This is a genomic window from Arachidicoccus sp. BS20 (assembly GCF_001659705.1).
Classification (GTDB): domain Bacteria; phylum Bacteroidota; class Bacteroidia; order Chitinophagales; family Chitinophagaceae; genus Arachidicoccus.
This window is the reverse complement of record NZ_CP015971.1, coordinates 39,920-58,663: the sequence shown is the minus strand read 5'-3', so window position 1 is coordinate 58,663 and position 18,744 is coordinate 39,920. Positions and strand designations below refer to the sequence as shown.

At 40.0% G+C, this 18,744-nt stretch carries 21 protein-coding genes; 20 read left to right on the top strand and 1 reads right to left on the bottom strand.

The window, feature by feature from the left end:
* Positions 1-9: 9 nt before the first annotated feature.
* The 16 genes from A9P82_RS00280 (at position 10) to A9P82_RS00205 (ending at position 15,061) form a co-directional block, all read left to right on the top strand.
* The gene (locus tag A9P82_RS00280) at positions 10-429 is read left to right on the top strand and encodes a DUF6249 domain-containing protein (protein WP_082915138.1); all 420 of its coding nucleotides are present in this window, start codon (positions 10-12) and stop codon (positions 427-429) included.
* 92 nt (positions 430-521) lie between these two features.
* Positions 522-1,622 carry a metallophosphoesterase gene (locus tag A9P82_RS00275; RefSeq protein WP_066202769.1) on the top strand — a complete coding sequence of 367 codons (1,101 nt, stop codon included), beginning with the start codon at positions 522-524 and terminating at the stop codon, positions 1,620-1,622.
* A 268-nt stretch (positions 1,623-1,890) separates the two neighbouring features.
* A complete protein-coding gene (locus A9P82_RS00270; protein ID WP_066202767.1) occupies positions 1,891-2,850 on the top strand; it encodes an NADH-quinone oxidoreductase subunit B family protein in 960 nt (319 codons plus the stop codon).
* A 37-nt stretch (positions 2,851-2,887) separates the two neighbouring features.
* Positions 2,888-4,486, top strand: a complete 1,599-nt coding sequence (locus A9P82_RS00265) for a nickel-dependent hydrogenase large subunit (RefSeq protein ID WP_066202765.1) — start codon at positions 2,888-2,890, stop codon at positions 4,484-4,486.
* A 135-nt stretch (positions 4,487-4,621) separates the two neighbouring features.
* Positions 4,622-5,143 carry a hydrogenase maturation protease gene (locus tag A9P82_RS00260; protein ID WP_066202761.1) on the top strand — a complete coding sequence of 174 codons (522 nt, stop codon included), beginning with the start codon at positions 4,622-4,624 and terminating at the stop codon, positions 5,141-5,143.
* A gap of 33 nt (positions 5,144-5,176) precedes the next feature.
* Entirely contained in the window at positions 5,177-5,488 is a 312-nt protein-coding gene (locus A9P82_RS00255; RefSeq protein ID WP_066202758.1) for a hypothetical protein, read from the top strand.
* An 8-nt stretch (positions 5,489-5,496) separates the two neighbouring features.
* Positions 5,497-6,312: a KilA-N domain-containing protein gene (locus A9P82_RS00250; protein WP_066202755.1), complete on the top strand. Its 816-nt coding sequence runs from the start codon at positions 5,497-5,499 to the stop codon at positions 6,310-6,312.
* 112 nt (positions 6,313-6,424) lie between these two features.
* Positions 6,425-7,927, top strand: coding sequence for a hypothetical protein (locus tag A9P82_RS00245; RefSeq protein ID WP_066202753.1), 1,503 nt, complete (start codon positions 6,425-6,427; stop codon positions 7,925-7,927).
* A 112-nt stretch (positions 7,928-8,039) separates the two neighbouring features.
* Complete coding sequence (locus A9P82_RS00240) at positions 8,040-8,384, top strand: hydrogenase maturation nickel metallochaperone HypA/HybF (protein ID WP_066202750.1); 345 nt, start codon at positions 8,040-8,042, stop codon at positions 8,382-8,384.
* A gap of 113 nt (positions 8,385-8,497) precedes the next feature.
* A complete protein-coding gene (gene hypB, locus A9P82_RS00235) occupies positions 8,498-9,208 on the top strand; it encodes a hydrogenase nickel incorporation protein HypB (RefSeq protein WP_066202747.1) in 711 nt (236 codons plus the stop codon).
* Between the two features lie 38 nt (positions 9,209-9,246).
* Positions 9,247-10,095, top strand: coding sequence for a class I SAM-dependent methyltransferase (locus tag A9P82_RS00230; RefSeq protein ID WP_066202745.1), 849 nt, complete (start codon positions 9,247-9,249; stop codon positions 10,093-10,095).
* A gap of 107 nt (positions 10,096-10,202) precedes the next feature.
* Positions 10,203-12,479, top strand: a complete 2,277-nt coding sequence (gene hypF / locus A9P82_RS00225; protein ID WP_066202741.1) for a carbamoyltransferase HypF — start codon at positions 10,203-10,205, stop codon at positions 12,477-12,479.
* A 44-nt stretch (positions 12,480-12,523) separates the two neighbouring features.
* Positions 12,524-12,901 (top strand): GxxExxY protein, encoded by a 378-nt coding sequence (locus A9P82_RS00220; RefSeq protein WP_066202739.1) that lies wholly within the window; start codon positions 12,524-12,526, stop codon positions 12,899-12,901.
* Positions 12,902-12,986: 85 nt separating this feature from the next.
* Entirely contained in the window at positions 12,987-13,247 is a 261-nt protein-coding gene (locus A9P82_RS00215; RefSeq protein ID WP_066202736.1) for a HypC/HybG/HupF family hydrogenase formation chaperone, read from the top strand.
* Positions 13,248-13,335: 88 nt separating this feature from the next.
* Entirely contained in the window at positions 13,336-14,439 is a 1,104-nt protein-coding gene (gene hypD, locus A9P82_RS00210) for a hydrogenase formation protein HypD (protein ID WP_066202731.1), read from the top strand.
* A 52-nt stretch (positions 14,440-14,491) separates the two neighbouring features.
* Positions 14,492-15,061 (top strand): Crp/Fnr family transcriptional regulator, encoded by a 570-nt coding sequence (locus tag A9P82_RS00205; protein WP_066202727.1) that lies wholly within the window; start codon positions 14,492-14,494, stop codon positions 15,059-15,061.
* A 66-nt stretch (positions 15,062-15,127) separates the two neighbouring features.
* Here the strand turns inward: A9P82_RS00205 and A9P82_RS00200 are convergent, their stop codons facing one another.
* Complete coding sequence (locus tag A9P82_RS00200; RefSeq protein WP_066202724.1) at positions 15,128-15,577, bottom strand: hypothetical protein; 450 nt, start codon at positions 15,575-15,577, stop codon at positions 15,128-15,130.
* Between the two features lie 46 nt (positions 15,578-15,623).
* Here A9P82_RS00200 and A9P82_RS00195 point away from each other — a divergent pair, with 46 nt between their 5' ends.
* The 4 genes from A9P82_RS00195 to A9P82_RS00180 are packed head-to-tail and all read left to right on the top strand — an operon-like array spanning position 15,624 to position 18,678.
* Positions 15,624-16,532, top strand: a complete 909-nt coding sequence (locus A9P82_RS00195) for a DnaJ C-terminal domain-containing protein (protein WP_066202720.1) — start codon at positions 15,624-15,626, stop codon at positions 16,530-16,532.
* Complete coding sequence (locus tag A9P82_RS00190; protein ID WP_066202717.1) at positions 16,525-16,812, top strand: chaperone modulator CbpM; 288 nt, start codon at positions 16,525-16,527, stop codon at positions 16,810-16,812. Before A9P82_RS00195 ends, A9P82_RS00190 begins: the two co-directional genes overlap by 8 nt.
* A gap of 7 nt (positions 16,813-16,819) precedes the next feature.
* Positions 16,820-17,971 (top strand): sensor histidine kinase, encoded by a 1,152-nt coding sequence (locus A9P82_RS00185; protein ID WP_082915137.1) that lies wholly within the window; start codon positions 16,820-16,822, stop codon positions 17,969-17,971.
* A gap of 2 nt (positions 17,972-17,973) precedes the next feature.
* Positions 17,974-18,678 carry a LytR/AlgR family response regulator transcription factor gene (locus tag A9P82_RS00180; protein ID WP_066202712.1) on the top strand — a complete coding sequence of 235 codons (705 nt, stop codon included), beginning with the start codon at positions 17,974-17,976 and terminating at the stop codon, positions 18,676-18,678.
* Positions 18,679-18,744 lie beyond the last annotated feature (66 nt).

Genomic DNA, 18,744 nt, shown 5'->3' with positions numbered 1-18,744 from the left:
TATTACATCATGATGGATTTTATTACGATTCCCACAATCATCGGGATTATCACTTTCGGCATATACAGATTGTTTGAACTTTTTGTTCATAAAAAAGAGCGCCTGAACATTATTGAAAAGCTCGGCGATAAACTTGGTTCTTTAAATCCCGACTCAAATTTGTCTATTCCCGCATTGGAGAGCGCAAGCAAATTCAGCACATTAAAAATCGCCTGTTTATTGTTAGGTGTAGGATTTGGATTAATGATTGGCTATTTTATTTGCCTTAGTTCCGTACAAGGATTTAATACCGGAAATTATTGGCATAATAATCTTTACCAAACAGTAAGCGTAATTTACGGCGCATCGGTTTTACTCTTTGGCGGACTTGGATTATTGGTTGCTTTCCTGGTAGAGATGAATTATTCAAAGAAAAAATCTGAGAAGTAAAAATAATTTGTGGAAGTTGAACTATTCCCGCTTGTCATCAACACACGATGCTTAATTTTTTCCGCCGTACCTTTCCGCAATAAAGAGGAATAATGAGCAGCTTATTTAAGAGAATATTTTCGCACAATAAAAAAGAAAAAAACAAGTTTGACGGACCTTATGTCTTCCATAAAAATAATAGCATAGAAATCTATACGATTGAAGCGGGAAAATGTACTAAAAACGAATACAAAAACGAGCCTTTGCAGGTGCGATTCAGCAATCATGCAGATTGGAACTTTTCTGTACCGCTAAAAAAACAATTGTCAAATGAACCATGTCTGTGGAACGATTCGGAAAAGATTTTTGTGCTGTCCGACATTGAAGGCGAATTTGCCGCGTTCCGCAGACTGTTGATTGCCAACAATGTGATTGATTCAAATTATCAATGGATTTTCGGAAAAGGACACCTGGTTGTTAATGGCGATTTGTTTGACCGCGGCGATGAAGTGACACCTTTACTTTGGCTCATTTATAAACTGGAAGACGAAGCTAAACTACACGGCGGCTACGTACATACCATTATCGGAAACCATGATGTGATGAACCTTTCGGGCGATTTGCGTTTTGTGGACATAAAATATTTCAACCATGCAAGACTGATGAACATGGACTATATGCAACTCTTTGATAAAGATTCGGAGCTTGGGCGCTGGCTGCGTACCAAAAACGTGATGGAAAAAATAGGGAATCGTTTATTTGTACATGGCGGCGTATCGCCTTTAATTAACAATATGCAATTAAACATCGAAATCTTAAATGCTAAATGCAGACCTTTTTATGACATATCCGAAAATGAGGGCAATGAAACTAACGTTCCCGAATATTTACAGTCATTGTACAACAGGCAATCACTTTATTGGTACAGAGGTTATTTTTATGAACCGCGTGCAACTATGCAGGATGTGGATAATACTTTAACCCTTTACGGCTGCAAACAAATCATCGTAGGACATACTATTGTACCGGACAAAAATCCCGCGTTGTACTATACAGGAAAAATACTGGGAATTGATGTAAACCAGCATCAAGGCATTCATGCGGCAATACTGATAGAAAATGATAATTGCTTTGCCATGAACGATAAAGGAGAAAAAAAACTGCTTGTTTATCAACCGGCGAACGAGATTACACCAACCGAGACAGCCGGATAGAACTTTAACACCTTCCGCCGCCATAAATCCTGCCGCAAATATTAAATACCGAATATTATTTGCGAAAAATTTTGTTTACTTCTTGCGCTTTTTCGTCTCAATAATGTTGCAGGACAAAAAGATGTACCGCAAAATTTACTTACTTCTCGCCTCTTGTTAGTAATTCATTACTATTTTTTAGAAAAATTTTTCTAATTAAATATAAAAACTTACATTTGTTGTATACTTCTTGATGATATGCATTGTTCACGTTTAAATTAAAACTCTTATGGCAAACGTACTCTGGTTACAAGGTGGTGCCTGTAGCGGCAATACCATGTCTTTCCTTAATGCCGAAGAACCCACGGTGGTAGAACTGATTGTGGACTTCGGCATTAATATTTTATGGCATCCGTCCATCGGTTTGGAAATTGGGGTGCAGGTAAAAGATTTGTTGCAGGACATTATAGCAGGAAAAGTTCAGATGGACATTTTCGTTTTTGAGGGCACTATTGTCCAAGGTCCGAACGGAACGGGAACCATGAACTATTTTTGCGAACGCCCGATGAAAGATTGGGTACAAGAGTTGGCTGCAGTTGCAGGTTATGTGGTTGCCATCGGCGATTGTGCTACTTACGGCGGTATTCCTGCGGTTGAACCTAATCCGAGCGAGAGTACGGGTATGCAATTTTTGAAAAAACAAAAAGGCGGTTTTCTTGGTGCCAACTTCGTGTCTAAAGGCGGTTTGCCTGTAATTAATATTCCCGGTTGTCCTGCGCACCCGGATTGGGTTACACAAATTTTGGTTGCTGTTGCCACAGGCAGAATCGGCGATGTATTGATTGACGAATATCATCGTCCTAAAACATTCTTCACAGAGTTTGTGCAAGCGGGTTGCACAAACGTAACAAACTTCGCGCAAAAAGTAAACGGCGGCTTCGGTAAACGCGGTGGTTGTTTGTTCTACGAAGTTGGTTGTCGCGGACCAATGACACGCTCAAGTTGTAACCGTATTTTATGGAATCGTCATTCCAGTAAAACGCGCGCTAATCATCCTTGTTTGGGTTGTACAGAACCCGGTTTCCCGCATCACGATTTGAAAAAAGGCAGCGTATTTAAAACCATGAAATACCTTGGATTTATGCCGCAAGATGTGCCTACGGGCGAAAGCGGTTTAGGTTATTTTGTGAAGGCAGGCATTGAAAAGACATGGCCCAAAAACAAAGAAATCGTAACGTTCAGTAAATAATTAAAAAGATTTTTCACAAATAAAAATATTTACAACAATGTCAACTGTAAAAGAACTGAATATTTCGCCCGTTGGTCGTGTGGAAGGCGACCTCGACGTGAAAGTATATATGGAAAACGGCGTGGTTACACGGGCGCATACGCAAGCGTCCATGTTTCGCGGTTTTGAACGCATTATGCAAGGCAAAGACCCGCAATCCGGTTTGATAGTAACGCCGCGCATCTGCGGTATTTGCGGCGGCTCGCATTTGTATTGCGCATCATCGGCTTTGGATACGGCTTGGGGAACAACGCTTCCGCCAAACGCTTTGCTGCTGCGCGCTTTGGGCGAAGCCACCGAAACTATTCAAAGTATTCCACGTTGGTTTTATGCCATCTTCGCAACGGATATGGCGAATAAAAAATTTGCCAATAAAAAATTGTATCCCGAAGTGGTAAAAAGATTTGCTGCGTATGTTGGCACTTCATTTCAAAGCGGTGTTACGGCAAGCGGTCGCCCTGTGGAAGTATATGCTTTGTTCGGCGGACAATGGCCTCACTCAAGCTACATGGTTCCGGGTGGCGTGATGTGCGCACCTACGTTGAAAGACATTACACGCGCTTATTCCATCATGAATCAGTTCCGTAATGATTGGTTGGAAACAACTTGGCTCGGCTGTTCTATCGACCGTTATTTGCAAATAAAATCTTGGGACGATTTGATGGCTTGGGTCAATGAAAATGAATCGCAATACAATTCCGATTTAGGTTTATTTATCCGTGCAAGTCTTGAATTTGGTTTGGATAAATTCGGTCAGGGCTGCGGCAATTACATTGCTTACGGAACTTATCTGCACAAAGATTTGTACAACAAACCAACGATTGAAGGACGTAACAAAGCATTGATTAGCCCGAGCGGATTTTATGACGGACACGCAAAACAATTCCGCGAGTTCAATCACTTGGAAGTAATGGAACACGTAAAACATAGTTGGTATCAGGACGTGCCCGCGTCGCATCCTTGGAAAGAACCGATTCCGACACCGCTGCAATCGCAAAATCTGGAACACACCAATTTCGACGACAAATACAGTTGGGCAAAAGCACCGCGCTATATGGGCAAACCTGCCGAAGCAGGTCCGTTGTCCCGTTGTATTATGTACGGAAATCCTGCTAATCTCGACCACCAAACGCATGACCCGTTGTTCTTGGATATTATGGACAAATTTGGCCCGAGCGTGTTTACGCGCACATTGGCGCGTGTACACGAAGCACCGCGTTTGTACAATTACATTCATGAATGGTTGGGACAAATTCGTTTGGACGATGAGTTTTATATCAAGCCCGAAGAAAAAGACGGCTTTGGCTTTGGCGCTACGGAAGCGGCTCGCGGCGCGTTGGCGCACTGGATTGAAATTAAAGACGGCGTGATTAAAAATTATCAGGTAATGGCACCTACAACTTGGAATGTTGGTCCGAATGATGAATCTGGTATTTCAGGTCCTATTGAAGCAGCATTGGAAGGAACGGAAATTGAAGACAGCAACGACCCTGTGGAAGTGGGCATGGTAGCGCGTTCGTTCGACAGTTGCTTGGTTTGTACCGTTCACGCGCACGACGAAAAAACAGGAAAGCAATTGGCTAAGTTCAAACTATAATTTCAGTTTATTAATTCCCGCAGATAAACGCAGATTGTTTTACGCAGACTTGTCGCAAAATAAAATTTGCGAAATCAGTAAAAGAAATCAGCGAAAATCTGCGGGATTTTTATGTAAATTTATTTCTCAAAAAAGATGCAGCAGAACCTCTCAAATATAGAACAGGAAAGCAACACAGCCATTCAGCAAAAAATTGCGATAATGGGTTTTGGCAATCCTTGCAGAAGCGATGATGCTGTTGGTGTTTATGTAATTGATGAACTGAGAAAACAAATCGGCGAGCAGGAAAATATCAGTCTGTTTGATATGGGAACAGGCGCGTTTGAAGTGCTGTTCAAACTAAAAGGGCACAACAAAATCATCATCGTAGATGCGGTTGTAAATACAGGCGAGCCTGCGGGAACATTGTACAAAGTTCCTGCATCGGAATTGGAAGCGGCAATTGTGGACGACCCGATGGTTTTTCTGCATAGTCTGAAATGGGACCAAGCATTGAGCTACGCGAAAAAAATTTTGCAGGACGAATATCCCGAAGACATACAAGTGTATTTAATCGCGGTAGATAATACAAAACTGGAAATTGAATTGAGCGAGATTGTAAAAATAGCAGGCGATAAAGTTGTTGGCTTGATTAAAAACGAATTAAACATTGAATAGTTGTTACCCAGAGGTACACGAAGAAAACAGAAAATGGTCAATCTCTTAAACTCACATATCATCATTGATAAAAACATTGCTGAGGAATTATTCAGCAATGAGTCTTATGTGCAGGTAATCTATTATGAAAACGACGGAAAGCTAATGGTAGCACGTGATTCGGACGATATGTTCAAGTCGTTTCACAAAGCAAAAAAAGAATTATTAAAAAATAAAAATTTGCTCGGCGATAAATCCATCAACATACGCGAAATGATTATTGACAATGATTTGGATGAAACCAATCGATCGCTCGAATACAAAGCCGACACGGCAATGAACGTGCTGAATGTGTTTATCAAATAGAAATCGAAGTGGCAAAAAATAAAAAGATAGAAGTACAAGGGAAAATAATAACAGTACTCTTTGATAAAGAGCAAGAGTACATTTCTCTCACCGATATGCTTAAAGCTAAAGATGGCGATTTTTTTATTTCGGATTGGCTGCGCAATAGAAACACAGTTGAGTATCTCGGCATTTGGGAATCTGTTTATAATCCAAATTTTAATTATGGCGGATTTGCCATAATTAAAAGTCAGGCGGGATTAAATAATTACAAACTCAGCGTAAAAGAATGGGTTGAAAAAACCAATGCAATCGGGCTTAAAGCAACGGCAGGTAAATATGGTGGAACGTATGCGCATCCTGACATTGCTTTTGAATTTGGTATGTGGATTAGCCCGCAATTCAAAATTTATCTCATCAAAGAATTTCAACGCCTTAAAGAAGATGAAAACAATCGCCTGCAACTTGAATGGAATTTGCAACGCACTTTAGCCAAAGTAAATTATCATATTCACACCGACGCCATCAAAGAAAATCTGATACCGAAAGAAATTACAAAACAACAAGCAGCGTTTGTTTATGCCAATGAAGCCGACTTGCTGAACGTGGCGCTTTTCGGATTGACGGCAAAAGAATGGCGCGATAAAAACTCGCACAAAAGCGGAAACATCAGGGATTACGCCACTTTGGAGCAGTTGGTTGTATTGAGCAATATGGAAAGCATCAACGCATTGCTCATCCAACAAAATCTTTCGCAAAGCGAACGGTTGATACAACTCAACAAAGTTGCTATTACACAAATGAAATCTTTAGTCGAAAACAATACGATAAAAAAATTAAAATGAACAATTATACCACAGAGTTGCACAGAGATTTTTCACAGAGAGCAACAGAGCCTCCGCGTAGCTCTGTGTATCCTTCGTGTTTCTCCATGTAATAAATTTATTAAATAACAGAATGAACAAAATAATTCTATATACCGAACCCAATCTTACAACGCAAATTGAACAAATCATTGCGCAGGAATATCGTTTAAGCGAACTAATAACAATTGAAACAACCAACATTCAAAACGCTTCTATCGTTGTAGAAGAAAAAGAAATTTCCGCGCCGCCGCAATGGAATCCCGATAAACTTCCCGTGTTGTTTCCGCAAATTCCTTTCAATGAAAAAACATTGCTCGGTTTGGTATTTTTTCAGTTGGGCAACTTTGAAAAATCGGCGTTTTATTTTTCTGATTATTCGCAGTATTCGCCCATTGTGGAACTCGGATACGCATTGCAAAATGGTTTCGCCGTTTCGGAAGAAGACATTTACAAAATCACTGCAACAGGCGATACACACACTGCTTTGCACAACGCAGCATTGGCGCAGCATTACGTCAATCCCGATGCAAAATTCGAGAACATTCATATCGCTTACGAAAAAGCATTGCAGGCAAGCGTGATGAATGAACGCCTTGCTTTCACGGCAAAACAATATGCTACGTTGCTCACGGATTCGGGCTTATATACGCAGGCTTCCGAAGTGTTGTCGCCGTTTGTTACGGGCGATTATTTGTCGCAGGAAGCAAGCATTGCGCTGAAAACTTTGTTTTGCAGCAACGAGATAAAAAGACTTTCTCCGCCTTACGATGAAACATTGATGACGGCTTTGAAAAATGATTTGTGGGAATGCCTGCAATATTACGAAGCCACAGAACGTAATGTGGACGCGGCTTTCATCTTAATGGACGCTTCGTACATTGCAACCATTAACGAAAGTTATTCCGAAGCGTTGGGTTATATTCAGCGTGCCATAAAATTATTTGAACAGGAAGATTTGGCGGAACTCGCGGCGCAGGCGCAGTTTCAAAAAGCAAAGCTGTTGTACACCTGGGCGCAAAACGGCAATCCGCAATTTTACCGCGAAGCGATGAAGGCTTGCCAGAAAGCGTTGAAAGTTTTTAATAAAGAAAATGCGCCGGAAGTTTTTGCCGATATTCATCATCAGCTCGGCGTTATTTATTCCGAAATTCCCGATGACATTAAAAAGAAAAGTGTGTGGGCAGGCGTGTCGGTAGCGTCTTTCGCCGAAGCATTGAATTATTATAACAAAGTGGAATTTCCTTACGAGTTCGGTGTCATCTGCAACAGTCAGGGCAATGCTTATACCAAGTATCCGCTCGCTTTGCACAGCGATAATTTTGACAAAGCGCTCGCTTGGTATCGCGAAGCATTGAGCGTAAGAGATGCCGCAACATTTCCGACCGAAAGAGCGATTACTTTATTAAATTATATTGAAGCAGCCTGGCACTTGGGAAGCGAAAAAGAATTTGACGAAGAACTTTTCAACGATATGCTGAGCAAAGCAAATGAAGTGAAATCTTTGAACGTAAGCGATGAGCTGAAAGCCGCTGCAGATGAGCATTTGGAGCAATTAAAATCTTTGAGTAACTCTGTGAAAAACTCGGTAGAATGAAAATGATTATTACACAGAGAAACACAAAGAAAACACGGAGTTGCACTGAGATTTCTCTGTGAACCTCCGTGAAAATCTCAGTGTAACTCTGTGGTATAAAAAATAAAAAACGATGCACGAAATTTCATTAGTACGCAATATTTTCAACACGCTTGAAGAAGAATTTCCCGACAGAATGAACGACGTGCGCGGCATTTATTTGACAGTCGGTTTGTTGAGCAATGTGCAACCGCTCTTGATGCAAAGCGCATTTGACGCGGTATTGCAAGACCAACCGAAATATGCAAAAACGAGCCTGCACGTTGAAGTGCTTCCGATAAAAGTGAAGTGCGATTTATGCGGCACAGAAAGCGAAGTGGAACAGTATAAATTCATCTGCAAGAATTGCGGACGACCCAGCAGCAACGTAATTCAAGGCGAAGAAATGCTGATAACAAAAGTGGAACTCGAAAATTAAAATTATCACACAGAGAAACACGAAGAATACACGGAGCTACACTGAGATTTCTCTGTGAACCTCTGTGAAAAATCTCAGTGCAACTCTGTGGCACAACTAAAAAATAAAAGACTATGCAACCCAAAAGTAATCAAGCCCCAGTAGGCTCCATTCAGGACGAACATTTGTCCTTGCATTTGTTGAAAGCAAATGATTTTGTAGCGAAAGCTATTCGCGACAAACTCGCGCCGTACAACATCTTAGTCGTGAATTTATGTTCATCGCCGGGCAGCGGCAAAACCACGCTGTTGCAGGAAACGGGCAAACGTTTGAAAGATAAATTGAAAATGGGCGTACTCGTAGGCGACCCGGAAACGGAGCGCGACGCCGTGCGCATCAAGGAAGCCGGCGTGGATGCGCTGCAAATTGTTACGGGCGGAATGTGCCACATTGAAGCGCAGATGATTTTGCAGGCGTTAGACCATTTCGATTACGAAGATTTGGACGTGTTGTTCATCGAAAACGTGGGCAATTTGGTTTGCCCGGCGGCGTTTGATTTGGGCGAAGATTTTCGTGTTACTTTAATCTCCAGCACCGAAGGCGACGACAAGCCGAAGAAATATCCGCGTATGTTTTTAACCAGCGAATTGATGCTCGTGAGCAAAGCGGATTTGTTGCCTTACGTGCCTTTCAGCGTAGATGCCGTTACGCAGGATGCGCGCGACATTAACCCGAATCTGGAAGTAATTTCTATCAGCAGTTTGAACGGCGAAGGCTTGGATAAATGGTGCGACTGGCTGTTGACAAAAGTGAAAGAGAAGAAAGAAAGTGTTACGGTTGAATAAATTATTACACAGAGCAACTCCGTGCTACAACAAATATTATGAAAACAACTAAAAAAATAGTCGAACCGGATAACACCGCCGTAAGAACCGCGCTGTGGCGCGCTTTACACGTTTTGGCGGACGATAAACCGCATATTATTGAAGATACAATCGGACTGAAATTAATTGCGCCGAATGATGATTGGCAAGAACGTCCCGATATGAAATACACAAAACGTTTGCGCGCATCTATTGTCGCCCGCGCACGTTTTATCGAAGATTTGATTATTGAAGAAAGTAAACAAATTTATCAGTATGTCATTCTTGGTGCGGGTTTGGACACCTTCGCGCAACGCAGAAAAGAGATTGCTTCACAACTTGAAATATTTGAAATTGACCAACCCGATACATTGACCTGGAAACAGCAACGATTAACAGAACTTGGTTTTGATGTTCCGAAAAATTTACATTTTGTTCCCGTTGATTTTGAAAAAGAAAATTGGTACGACCGGTTATTGAAAGCAGGATTTGACAAGAACAAACCGGCTGTTATCGCGTGTACCGGCGTAACTTTATATCTTACAAAAGAAGCGATACTGGAAACTTTAAAACGAATTGCAACGCTTGCTTCGGGTTCTACATTGGCGATGAGTTTTTATTTGCCGATGAATTTATTGGACGAAGAAGACAAACCGATGCAGGAAATTGCGGAGAAAGGCGCACGTGAAGCAGGCACGCCGATGCTCAGTTTTTTTACACCCGAAGAAATCCTGAAACTCGCTGATGATGCGGGTTTCAAAGAAGCAAAAACAATTTCTACAAAAGATATGGAACAACTTTATTTCGCCAACAGAACAGATGATTTTTTACCCGCAAGCGGTGAAGTATTTTTGGTAGCGAAAATATGAATGGTTATTGCACAGAGAAACACCAAGCATACGCAGCGTTGCACAAAAATTTTCTCTGTAAATCTCTGTGAAAAATCTCCGTGCAACGCTGTGGTACAACTAATATTATGGAATCAACTTTTGCCATACAACTCAACGGAATTGTGCAAGGCGTGGGCTTTCGTCCGTTTGTATATAGAAGCGCGAAAACCTTTGGTATCACAGGCTTTGTGCGCAACGATAAAGACGGCGTTTTCATAGAAGCAAGCGGGAAAAATGTGGAAGCATTTTATCATCATATTTTAGAAAATGCGCCGCAGCAAGCAAAAATTATTTCCCATTCATTTCAAAAAACGGAAACAAAAAATTATCCTGATTTCCGAATTATAGAAAGCGAAGCAAAGCAAAACAATAAGCAACTTTTTATCACGCCGGATTTTGCGATGTGCGAAAATTGCCGCAAAGAATTACACGATGAAAATAATCGTCGCTATCATTATCCGTTCATCACTTGCACCGACTGCGGTGCGCGCTATTCTATTTTAAAAAAATTGCCTTTCGACAGGGAAAATACATCGATGCAAATGTTTCATCAATGCGATGAATGTTTGCAGGAATACAACGATGCGAGCGATATTCGTTTTTATTCGCAAACAAATTCCTGTAAGAAATGCGGCATTACGCTTTCCTTTTACAACAACAAAAACGAATTGCTTTCACAAGACGTTGAAGAAATTTTACAACAAATAAATGTTGCATTGCAATCAGGCAAAATCATTGCAGCAAAAGGCATCGGCGGATTTTTACTTTTGTGCGATGCGAATAATGAACAAGCCGTAAAAACATTACGCGCCCGCAAACACAGACCCACAAAGCCTTTCGCCGTAATGTATCCGAATTTGCAGCAAATAGAAAATGATTACGAAGTAAGCGAGGTTGAAAAAGAAATGTTGCAAAGTGCAGCCGCACCAATCGTTTTGCTGCAACCAAAGTCCCCCCTTTTGGGGGGATTTAGGGGGGCTGCGCCGAAGCTCAATCGCGTTGGCGTGTTCCTGCCTTACGCGCCTTTGTTGGAATTGATTCTTTCAAAATTCAATAAGCCTGTAATCGCAACAAGCGCCAACATTAGCGGCGACAGCATTGTTTACGACAATGAAAAAGCCTTGCAGGATTTACCGCAATTAGCCGATTTTATTTTATTGAACAACCGCGACATTACCATGCCGCAAGACGATAGCGTTATTCAGTTTTCTTCAAAGACAAAAACGAAAATTATCTTGCGCAATGGACGTGGATTTGCGCCAATTCATTTTTTAAATTGTCAAACTCATAAAACTATTTTCGCAAGCGGCGCGTTATTGAAAAGCAGTTTTGCACTCGCGCAAAACGATAGCATTTATGTAAGTCAATATCTAGGCAGCACCGATGAATACGATACGCAACAGACATATAAAAAAGTCGCGGAAAACTTTTTGAACCTGACTTCCGCGAAGATTGAAACGATAGTTTGCGACAAGCATCCCGATTATTTTTCCACACAATTTGCGAAGCAAAAAAGCGAAGAACAAAATATTTCGTTACAACAAATACAGCATCACAAAGCGCATTTCGCGGCTGTGCTGGCAGAAAATAATTTGTTGGAAAACAATGAAAAAATGCTCGGCGTGGTTTGGGACGGAACCGGACTTGGCGATGATGAACAAATTTGGGGCGGCGATTTTTTTTCTTATCAAAATAAAAAAATAGAACGAGTTTGTCATTTTGAATATGTGCCAAATTTGTTAGGCGATAAAATGGCGAAAGAGCCGCGTTTGTCTGCATTGAGTTTTTGTAAAGGAATGGCAGATGATATTTTGAAAGAAAAATTTACCGGGCAGGAATGGAACTATTTTCAAAAAATATTAAATAATAAATATGAAATAGTAACTTCTTCCTGCGGAAGACTGTTCGACGCCGTTGCAGCATTGTTAAACTTGTGCGACAAACAGAGCTATGAAGGCGAAGCCGCGTTGTACTTAGAAAATTTAGCAACGGAAAATTGGAAAAAATTTTCTAATTTTATGGAAGATTATGATGTGCATTTTGATGAAGAAAAAATTTCTGTTCAAACAATTCTCAAACAAATTATCAGCGACATTAAGTGCGGCGAAAATAAAGGAAAGATTGCATTAAAATTTCATCTCAGTTTGGTAGAAATGATTGAAACGGTTGCTCGTAAAAACGAGTTCAAAAAAATTGCATTCAGCGGCGGGGTGTTTCAAAACAGTTTGTTGGTAGATTTAATAAAAATAAAATTGGAAAAGAAATACCAATTGTTTTTTCATCAAAAATTATCGCCGAATGATGAGAATATCTCGTTCGGACAAGTGATTTTCCCGCTGATTGCGCAGATAGACACAGAATAAAATTTGCGAAGATCAGTGTTCTCTGCGGGAGCAAAGAAATAAAAATGACTGAAAATGAAATTTCATACAAAATCAGAGGCGCCATTTTTCAAGTATATAATAAATTAGGACCGGGTCTGTTGGAATCAGCTTACGAAGCAACTTTGAAATATGAATTAGAAAAAGAAGGATTAAACGTTCAATCACAAGTTGCCTTGCCGCTTATTTATGATGAAATAAAAATGGACGTAGGTTACAGAATAGATTTGTTAGTTGAAAATAAAGTAATAATAGAAATTAAGTCTGTTGAAAATTTGACAGAAGTTCATCACAAACAAGTAATCACTTATCTAAAAATATCAGGAAAGAAATTAGGCATCTTAGTAAATTTTAATAGTACAGAAATAGACAAATCAATATTTAGAAAAGTAAATGGATTATAAAATTTTCCCACAGATTTCGCAGATAAACGCAGAATAAAAAATCTGCGAAAATCAGCGTTATCTGCGGGAACTAAAAACAAAAATTATGTGTTTAGCAATTCCCGGAAAAATTCAAAGCATCGAAACCATTCACAACGGAACGGTGCGCATGGCAAAAGTGTCGTTTGGCGGCATCGTTAAAGAAGCGAGTTTGGAAATGTTGCCGACTGCCGATGTGGGCGATTATGTACTCGTACACGTTGGCGTTGCCATCAGTAAAGTTGATGAAGCTGAAGCGGCAAAGTCGTTTGAATATTTAAAAGACATCGGCGAAATTGATGAGCTGATTGAACATACGCAAGTGTAAATATGAAATCAGAAATATGAATGATGAAATAATTTGAGGTATGCTCTCATTTCCTATTTCATAACTCATATTTCATATTTAAAATAACATGAAATACTTAACTGAATACCGCGACGCAGACGTTGTTGAAAAATACATCAACGAGTTGCACAAAATAACCACGCAACATTGGAACATTATGGAAGTGTGCGGCGGGCAAACACACTCTTTGGTAAAAAATGGTTTGCTTTCGATGATGCCCGACAAAATCAATATGATTCACGGACCGGGCTGTCCTGTGTGCGTTACGCCATTGAACCTGATTGACAAAGCCATTTATCTGGCGGAAGAAAAAAACGTCATTCTTTGTTCTTTCGGCGATATGCTGCGCGTGCCGGGAAGCAAAAAAAGTTTGCTCGAAGCCAAAGCCAACGGCGCCGATGTTCGTATTTTATATTCGCCTTTGGAAGCCGTAAAAATTGCCAAAGACAACCCCAATCGTGAAGTGGTTTTCTTCGCCGTAGGTTTTGAAACCACAGCGCCGGCAAATGCTCTGAGCGTGTTGCACGCGGCACGCGAAGGCTTGAAAAATTATTCCATTCTCACTTCGCACGTTCTTGTTCCGCCTGCGATGGAAGCCATTCTTAGCGACGATACCAACATTGTGCAAGGCTTTCTCGGCGCGGGACACGTTTGCACCATTATGGGCTTGGAAGAATATTATCCCATTGTGGAAAATTATAAAACGCCGATTGTGGTTACGGGCTTTGAACCTGTTGATTTGCTGCAAGGCATTGTAATGTTGATTAAACAACTGGAAAAAGGCGAATACAAATTAGAAAATCAATACAGTCGCGTGGTAAATGAAAATGGAAATGAAGCTGCGCGAAATATAATGGAACAAGTGTTTGAAACGTCCAGCCGCGAGTGGCGCGGCATCGGTACCATTCCTTACAGCGGCTTTGATGTGAAAAAAGAACTGGAACAATTTGATGCGAATAAAAAATTTACCATCAACATTCCAAAAGCCGAAGAAAGCAAAGAATGTATTGCGGGCGAAGTGTTGCGCGGCAAAAAGAAACCGAACCAATGTCCCATGTTTGGAACGAAGTGTACGCCCACTTTTCCGCTTGGCGCGCCAATGGTTTCCAGCGAAGGCGCGTGCGCCGCATATTATCATTTTTCGCAGGCGGGAGAATTGCAGGAAGCGTAATTTTTTGCCAAAAGGCAAATGCTGCGCGCGCAACTATTGCTACCTTTGCTGTATGGAAGAACTCACAAATTTCATTTTACAGTTCGGCAATTTGAACACGCAACAAATTGAATTGATTGCAAAAAAAGCAATGGAAATAGAATTGCACAGAGACGCATATTTTTCCGAGGCAGGAAAAGTTCCCCGGCAAGTCGGCTTTATTTTGGAAGGTATTTTGCGCGTGTGTTATTATGACAATAAAGGCGAAGAAGTTACGAAGTATTTTATTGATGAAAATCATTTGATTGTGGATTGGCATCATTTTGAATCAAACATCGCTGCATCCGAATATGTGCAGGCAGTCACGGATTGTAAAATGCTGATATTTTCTAAACAACATTGGGAAGAACTTTCCGATACGATTGTTGGCTGGGATAATATTGTGCACAAAATTATCCGAAAAGCATTGTCTGAAAAATTAGACAGAAGAAGTCCATTGGTTTCGGAAGATGCAACTACACGTTATCTCACGTTTATAGAAAAATTTCCATCCATTGCAAACCGCGTTCCGCTTTCTTATATCGCGTCTTACTTAGGCATTACGCAATCGTCGCTGAGCAGGATAAGAAAAAATATCCGTTAAATTTTTCATCGGAAAACAATTGCATCAAATATCCATATCTGTTTCAAAATGTCCAATCAATATTTTTTAAAAAATTCTGTCAAGGAAGAATATTAAAATTGCAACTCCGACAAAAATAATTATTGATAGAACAACAGGAGTATAATTAACTAAAATACTTGCGGTTAAATAGATAACAGCGACTACCGCTAAAGTATAAATTACCCAATTGCTTTTTGCTTCAACTACAATTTCTGTCTGATTTTGCTTGGAGTATAGCGATACAAATATTTTTGTTAAGCTCTTATCAATTCCACCTCTGCCAAACATTCTTGCAAGTTTCGACATAAAAACGAATTGAGGCGGTTCAAAATTTTTGAAAGAGCCGAACATACCATAACTCGACGTATAAAATGGAGCATCCGCAATATTTTGCAGCAGCTTTAAAGTTTCCTCATACGATTTATCAATCAAATATTCTTTCGTATTGCGCAATGATTTTATCACAGAAAAACCTATTTTTAAATAAGATATCAACGAAGCTAATTATTTTCTAACTTGGCACTATAAATAAATTCAATTAATGGACTACATAGATTACTATAAAATTCTCGGTGTAAATAAGAACGCTTCAGAAGCCGATATTAAAAAAGCATACCGAAAATTGGCGCGCCAATATCATCCCGATTTAAACCCGAACAACGACGAAGCGAAGAAGAAATTTCAACAAATCAACGAAGCAAACGAAGTCTTGAGCGATCCCGAAAAGCGCAAGAAATACGACCAGTATGGCAAAGACTGGGCGCACGCCGAAGCATTTGAAAAAGCCCGTAGCGAGCAACAGAGCTATTCACAACAAAATTATCAGGGCGGTACAAGCTTCAACGACTTCGGCGGCGAGTATGATTTTTCGGATTTCTTTTCGTCCATGTTTGGCGGCGGCGAATCTCGCGGAAGACGAAGCCGTACACAGTTTCGGGGGCAAGATATTAACGCAGAGTTTGGTCTCGATTTGAAAGACGCATACAAAACACACAAGCAAGTTTTTACAGTAAACGGAAAAAATATCCGCATTACCATTCCCGCAGGAATTGAAAATGACCAGACCATAAAGCTTGCCGGACATGGCAGCGAAGGCATTAACGGCGGACCAAACGGCGATTTGTACATTACGTTCAAAATCAGTAATAGCACGGCTTTCAGACGGCAGGGAAATGATTTATTTCTCGATGTTGAATTGCCTTTATACACAGCCGTTCTCGGCGGCGAACAAATTGTGGAAACCTTCGACGGCAAAGTAAAACTCAAAGTTTTGCCCGAAACACAAAATGGCACAAAAGTAAAACTCAAAGGCAAAGGATTTCCCGTTTACAAGCACGACGGAACTTTCGGCGATTTGTATGTAACATATCAAATCAAGTTGCCTACACATTTGACCGAAAAAGAAAAAGCATTATTTACCGAACTCTCAAAATTGCGCAGCAATGGATAATCATTTAATTCCCGTGCAGCACCTTTGCACACATTATCATGCGGAAGTTTCATTTGTACAATCGTTACACGACTATGGCTTGATTGAACTCACAACAATTGAAGAAAGTTATTTTGTAGATGAGGAGCAACTCAAAGCCGTCGAGCGCATGATTCATTTGCATTATGACCTTGACATAAATATTGAAGGCATTGATGCCATTCAACACTTAATAAATCGAGTGGATGATTTGAATAAAGAATTAACTGCGCTTAGAAACAAGCTGCGCCGTTACGAATAATTTTGATATGCTACGCAAATATTTTATCCAATCTAATATTCTTCTCATCCTCACACACATCGTCGGATGGATATTATTTTTGTCTTTGCCCATAATTTTTTTAGGAGCCGGTCGGAATGATATAAATATTACTATTCAAACATTTCTTTTAGGTGCAGCATACTGGATGTATGTTTTACTATACGGCAGCATTTTTTATTTACACAATTATCTTCTGTTTCCCCGCCTGTACTTGGGCACTCATAAGATATTCTATTTTCTTATTTTAATTTTGTTGGGTATTGCTATTCTTGTTATAAAGCCTTTTGATGCCATAATGGATTTACGAGAAAATAGCAATAATCAAACAAGAATAATAACATCGCCTTACACTCCGCCGCCAATGCTGCCGCAAAACGATATGCGGCAGAATATTCGCCATAAATTGCCGCGCGATAGCAATTTTCAAAACCGACCATTCAATAAAAGGCATCAGGATATTGTTGGATTTGTGCTGTATTTATTATTAATTGCATTAGGAGCGTTAATTGAAGGTTCTAAAAAATTACGAAATACCCAACAACAATTGTTGCAAACGGAAGCTGAAAAATCAAAAGCCGAGCTTATATTTTTAAAAGCACAAATAAATCCGCATTTTATTTTCAATACCCTCAACAATATTTATTCGCTTGCAGCATCGGAAAGTAAAGAAACGTCCGAAGCTATTTTAAAACTTTCAGGCATTATGCGCTACATTACCGACAATACAGAAAATACATTCGTACTGTTTACCGATGAAATTCAATGTATTGATGATTATATTTATCTTCAACGATTGCGCTTAGGAAAAAATGCAGCATTGAATTATACCGTCAGCGGCAACACAGAAGGGAAAAAAATTGCTCCATTGATATTGATAAGTTTTATTGAAAATGTTTTCAAATACGGCATTAGTAAACATCAGCATTCTCCGGTTAAAATCGACATCGCAATAAACAACCATACGCTTACATTCAATTCAGAGAATAAAATATTTCGCAATAATGCAGAGGGAACAGGATTGGGCATTGCCAACACAAAGAAACGCCTTGACTTGATGTACACAGAAAAATACACGCTGAATATCGACAAAGAAAATAATCTGTTTAAAGTAACTCTTATTTTAAAACTAAACGAATAACTATGCCTTTTACCTGCATTGCTATTGACGACGAACCTTTGGCTCTAAAACTTATCGAAGGATATATTCGGCGGATGCCGCAACTTAAACTGATTCAAACATTTGAAGATGCCATTGCGGGCAGCGAATTTATACGCCATCATGCAGTCGATATTTTATTTATAGACATAGAAATGCCCGATATATCCGGACTTGCGCTCGTGAGCGCATTGAGCGAAAAACCTCAGGTTATTTTTACGACAGCATACAAAAATTTTGCTTACGAAGGATTTGAACTGGACGCCGTGGATTTTTTGCTGAAACCCATCAGCTTTGAACGATTTAAAAAAGCCGTAAACAAAGCTGTCGATGCTATTGAAAAAAAGACGATACGCAACAATGAAGCCGAGCATTTCTTTATCTGGAGTGAATATAAACAAGTTAAAATAATAACATCGCACATTTTGTATATCGAAGCCAAAGACGATTATGTGTGTGTTTATCTGAAAAACGCACGTCCTGTACTAACATTGATTACACTAAAAGAAATGCTCACAAAACTGCCTGCCGATAAGTTCCTTAGAATACATCGCAGCTACATTATACCGTTGTATGAAATACAAGAAGTATCGGGTAGAAAGGTGCGCTTGCATTCAGGCAAAGAATTTCCTGTCAGCAACAGCTATTACAATGAGTTCAAAAATACCTTGAATCCTAAGAACACCTAATCTCGGATACCGACACAAAACACGCATTTATCGGTACTCTTATTTATCTTGTTTTTCATCAATGTA

Coding starts and splice junctions, on each gene's coding strand:
- A9P82_RS00190 (WP_066202717.1), top strand. CDS start 16,525: ATGGATAATCATTTAATTCCCGTGCAGCACCTTTGCACACATTATCAT.
- A9P82_RS00255 (WP_066202758.1), top strand. CDS start 5,177: ATGGTCAATCTCTTAAACTCACATATCATCATTGATAAAAACATTGCT.
- A9P82_RS00270 (WP_066202767.1), top strand. CDS start 1,891: ATGGCAAACGTACTCTGGTTACAAGGTGGTGCCTGTAGCGGCAATACC.
- A9P82_RS00195 (WP_066202720.1), top strand. CDS start 15,624: ATGGACTACATAGATTACTATAAAATTCTCGGTGTAAATAAGAACGCT.
- A9P82_RS00220 (WP_066202739.1), top strand. CDS start 12,524: ATGACTGAAAATGAAATTTCATACAAAATCAGAGGCGCCATTTTTCAA.
- A9P82_RS00275 (WP_066202769.1), top strand. CDS start 522: ATGAGCAGCTTATTTAAGAGAATATTTTCGCACAATAAAAAAGAAAAA.
- A9P82_RS00230 (WP_066202745.1), top strand. CDS start 9,247: ATGAAAACAACTAAAAAAATAGTCGAACCGGATAACACCGCCGTAAGA.
- A9P82_RS00185 (WP_082915137.1), top strand. CDS start 16,820: ATGCTACGCAAATATTTTATCCAATCTAATATTCTTCTCATCCTCACA.
- hypD (WP_066202731.1), top strand. CDS start 13,336: ATGAAATACTTAACTGAATACCGCGACGCAGACGTTGTTGAAAAATAC.
- A9P82_RS00260 (WP_066202761.1), top strand. CDS start 4,622: ATGCAGCAGAACCTCTCAAATATAGAACAGGAAAGCAACACAGCCATT.
- A9P82_RS00180 (WP_066202712.1), top strand. CDS start 17,974: ATGCCTTTTACCTGCATTGCTATTGACGACGAACCTTTGGCTCTAAAA.
- A9P82_RS00215 (WP_066202736.1), top strand. CDS start 12,987: ATGTGTTTAGCAATTCCCGGAAAAATTCAAAGCATCGAAACCATTCAC.
- A9P82_RS00205 (WP_066202727.1), top strand. CDS start 14,492: ATGGAAGAACTCACAAATTTCATTTTACAGTTCGGCAATTTGAACACG.
- hypB (WP_066202747.1), top strand. CDS start 8,498: ATGCAACCCAAAAGTAATCAAGCCCCAGTAGGCTCCATTCAGGACGAA.
- A9P82_RS00265 (WP_066202765.1), top strand. CDS start 2,888: ATGTCAACTGTAAAAGAACTGAATATTTCGCCCGTTGGTCGTGTGGAA.
- A9P82_RS00240 (WP_066202750.1), top strand. CDS start 8,040: ATGCACGAAATTTCATTAGTACGCAATATTTTCAACACGCTTGAAGAA.
- A9P82_RS00245 (WP_066202753.1), top strand. CDS start 6,425: ATGAACAAAATAATTCTATATACCGAACCCAATCTTACAACGCAAATT.
- hypF (WP_066202741.1), top strand. CDS start 10,203: ATGGAATCAACTTTTGCCATACAACTCAACGGAATTGTGCAAGGCGTG.
- A9P82_RS00280 (WP_082915138.1), top strand. CDS start 10: ATGATGGATTTTATTACGATTCCCACAATCATCGGGATTATCACTTTC.